This window comes from Actinomyces acetigenes (assembly GCF_031296635.1).
Taxonomy (GTDB): Bacteria; Actinomycetota; Actinomycetes; order Actinomycetales; family Actinomycetaceae; genus Actinomyces; species Actinomyces acetigenes.
Genome location: NZ_JASPFC010000077.1, coordinates 1 through 3,221 on the forward strand (window position 1 = coordinate 1; position 3,221 = coordinate 3,221).

At 60.1% G+C, this 3,221-nt stretch carries 2 protein-coding genes; one reads left to right on the top strand and one right to left on the bottom strand.

Annotated features, from left to right (window positions below):
* Nucleotides 1–44 precede the first annotated feature (44 nt).
* Complete coding sequence (locus tag RIV14_RS13485) at nucleotides 45–872, bottom strand: class I SAM-dependent methyltransferase (RefSeq protein ID WP_075373715.1); 828 nt, start codon at nucleotides 870–872, stop codon at nucleotides 45–47.
* A gap of 693 nt (nucleotides 873–1,565) precedes the next feature.
* Between RIV14_RS13485 and RIV14_RS13490 the strand changes: the two genes are divergently transcribed.
* Complete coding sequence (locus RIV14_RS13490) at nucleotides 1,566–2,279, top strand: hypothetical protein (RefSeq protein ID WP_143224288.1); 714 nt, start codon at nucleotides 1,566–1,568, stop codon at nucleotides 2,277–2,279.
* Nucleotides 2,280–3,221 lie beyond the last annotated feature (942 nt).

The window sequence follows — 3,221 nt, forward strand, 5'->3', positions numbered from 1 at the left end:
CATAAGGTACGACTGCGACGTCGACGACCGGGGAGAAGCGGGGCTCAGGACTCGGGCTTGTGGGCGACGAGGGCGATGCCGACCATGTCCTTCTCGTAGCGCTTGAAGGTGGCGGCCATCTCCTGGACGCGCTGGCGCAGCGCCTTGTCGGCGGCGACGTTGCGCGCGATCCGCAGGAAGCCGCCCAGGCCCTCGTCGTGGATGTTGCGCCCGACCTTGAGCAGGGCCATGGGGGCGGTGTCGACCCAGTCGACGACGAGCCCGGCGTTTTCCATGAGCTCCTTCCAGGCGGCCGCCGTCATGGGGCGGGCGTTGACGTGGATGGAGCGGGCCAGGTCGCGGCGCAGCTGGGTGTAGTACTCCTCGTCGATGTCGTCGGGGGTGACGCCGAGCTCGTGGATGGCGTAGCGCCCGCCCGGGCGCAGGACGCGGGCGGCCTCGGCGACGATGGCGGCCTTGCCCTTGTCCCCTTGCATGGTGAGCATGGCCTCGCCGACGACGACGTCGGCGCTGGCCTCGTCCAGGCCGGTGTCGGCGGCCTCGCCCTGGCGGACGGCGCCGAGGTCCCCGACGACGGCGGCCACGCGCCGGGCGGCGTCGGGGTCGCGGTCGATGGCCGTGTAGGAGGCGGGGTGGGCCTTGATGATCTCGGCAGCGGTGCGCCCCAGGCCCGGGGCGAGCTCGACGACGTCGGCACCGGTCAGACCGGCGTGGCTGAGCATGGCGGCGGACAGGGCGGCACCTCCGGGGCGCAGGACGCGCTTGCCGGCGCGGGCCAGCACCCAGTGGCCGGCTGCGGAGGCGATGGGGCGGTCGGCGTGAGGCAGCGGCAGGTCAGTCGAGGCGGTTGAGGCAGCAGGCTTCTTGCTCATAAGGCGAGCCTAACCTCTTCGGAGTGGAGGTCGATAGGGCGTCTGCCGGAGCAGGACAGCCAAATCGGCGGCGGATGCTCGTGCGTGCTGCCGACCCCACCATCGATGGAGGGCTCGTTATCGCAGTAGAGCATGAGTGGACGTACGGACCGAGTTGGGCGCCGCCCTACGAGACCAGAGGGCTGAAAGCGCTCCGAGACGACCCAATGGGAGCGGAGACCATTCTCGAAATCTCCGCCGTCTTCACCGATTCATGGGAGCTGCCCACGTGGTTTCAGTGGAAGTACGGGGACGTCTCGCTACGTCGGCGGCTCTATGACGCGAGGAGGACTCCCGCGGAGCTCACGAGCCTCTTCGCCGACTACGCCAAGAGCCACGACTGGACGAAGAATCCCAGACCGCCCACACCCGAGTTATGGATCGGCCGCCACGGCGGGACGGAGCCGACTGACGGCACGTCCCTCACTGTCACCCCAATATCGGGCAGCGCGAGACAGACCCGCTCAACGGCTCGATTGTTGTCGGACTTGGGTACGCCTGAGACAACGCCATCCCCTCCACGTCAAGCGAGAGCCTCTCATCGTAGCGGCACACATGGCCACGAACCTCTACGGCAAGACCCCCTCAGTAACACTGACCAACCTCAGTGCGCCAACCCACACAACTACCCTAATGGATTCATAAAATCGCCATATGACTACGGCAGTCCCAGATCCCCATACCCCTGCATCAGAATCCACAGCTCCCCCCTCACGCCTGTCTCGCCGCAAACTGTTGATTCGCATCGGCTGTGGGACTCTTGTCGGAGGACTGGCCGCCGGAGGCGGACTCACCTGGGCCTTCGGCCCCGGAGGCCCCCTCTCACATGAGGCGAGACAACTGAGGGCACTCAAAAACGACCCCATGGGACACGAGACCATTCTCGGAGTGAAAGCTGTCCACACAGAAGAGTCAGAGCTTCCAGGTTGGACGACCTGGAAGTACCCAGGAGTTCATCTCGAACGATGGTTCCAAGATCCATCAAAACCTGCCGAGCAACTCAGGGACGAGTTCATAGACTACGCAAAGTCTCACGGATGGGAAGAAGAAACCCGCATCACCACCCCTACGGCGTGGATTGCCCAACACGCACACCGAAAATCCGACGACTACATGGAGCTATATATTGGATTCGAAGGAAGAGAACCATCCAAAAACGGGAAAGTTCTAGTCGCCATCGACTACACCTTAGCCGTCGATCCAGACTCAGCTGCGCAACTATTCCCGCAACACTTCGCAGCCGAAACGAAAGGTATTACCGCGCGCAACGGGGAACCCGACACAGTGAGAGTGCCTCCGCCCCTCGGATCGTCTGAAGCCACCCGGCCACACCTTATACGCTCCAGTTTCCCGCACTTCAGAAAATAATTCATCACAACAATCGATCCTCATAATGAGCGCGAACAACACCACAACTAAAATCGGCGAACCCCATTCCAAGTTGAGGAGCCATAGAAGCCCACCTTCAAATTTTAGCCAGGAACCACTGACAAATATCAGCACGCAAATCTGCGCACCTATCACATCAAACTATATATAATTGTGATATGACTACGGCAGTACCGGAATCCCACGACCCTCCCCGTACCCCCAGTCCGTCCACAGGCTCCACGGAGCCTACCAAACCGCCACGCTCGCACTTGTCACGAAGGCTGGTTTTGCAGCAAATCGGCGGACTAGCGATTGCTGGTGGCATCATTGGAGGGGCTGGACTCATCTGGGCCCATACCCCAGGCGCTCCACTCTCCTACGAGGCGAAGCAACTCAGAGCACTCAAGAACGATCCTATGGGAGCGACAACGATTCTGGGATATCGTGCCATTCACGCCGAAGAATCACCACTCCCTAAGTGGTTCGAATCAAAATACTCAGGAGTACACCTCTACAGGTGGTTCTCAGACAAGAGCATGGAGTCAGAACAGTTAAGACTGAAGTTCATCGATTATGCAACGCTACACGGATGGAGTGAAAAAACGAGCTACAAAAATTCATGGACCGGTAAACACAATCAGAGCCCAGACGACTACATGACGGTGTTCATCTCAATTAATGAAGACAGTGGGTACTCTTACCTAAATAACGCAGTCCGCATAGTTCTTACATACATCTAGAAGGAGGTTCAAACCCGTGCATTTCACACATTCGGCAAAACACTCGCTCATGAACAGAGAGCCTATAAACCTGAGTTGCACAGTTTGAGTTGGTTTGTGTTTCAGGGGGGCCGTTGGAATGGTGGGGTGGGCTGGTTGTTGTGGGGCACTAAGGGGTCGGTAGGATCTGGTGGATGAGCCCGCACCTGCGTAAGGTCAA

Bases quoted from the DNA above. Each gene is read 5' to 3' on its own strand.
- RIV14_RS13485 (WP_075373715.1), bottom strand. From the start codon at position 872: ATGAGCAAGAAGCCTGCTGCCTCAACCGCCTCGACTGACCTGCCGCTG.
- RIV14_RS13490 (WP_143224288.1), top strand. From the start codon at position 1,566: ATGACTACGGCAGTCCCAGATCCCCATACCCCTGCATCAGAATCCACA.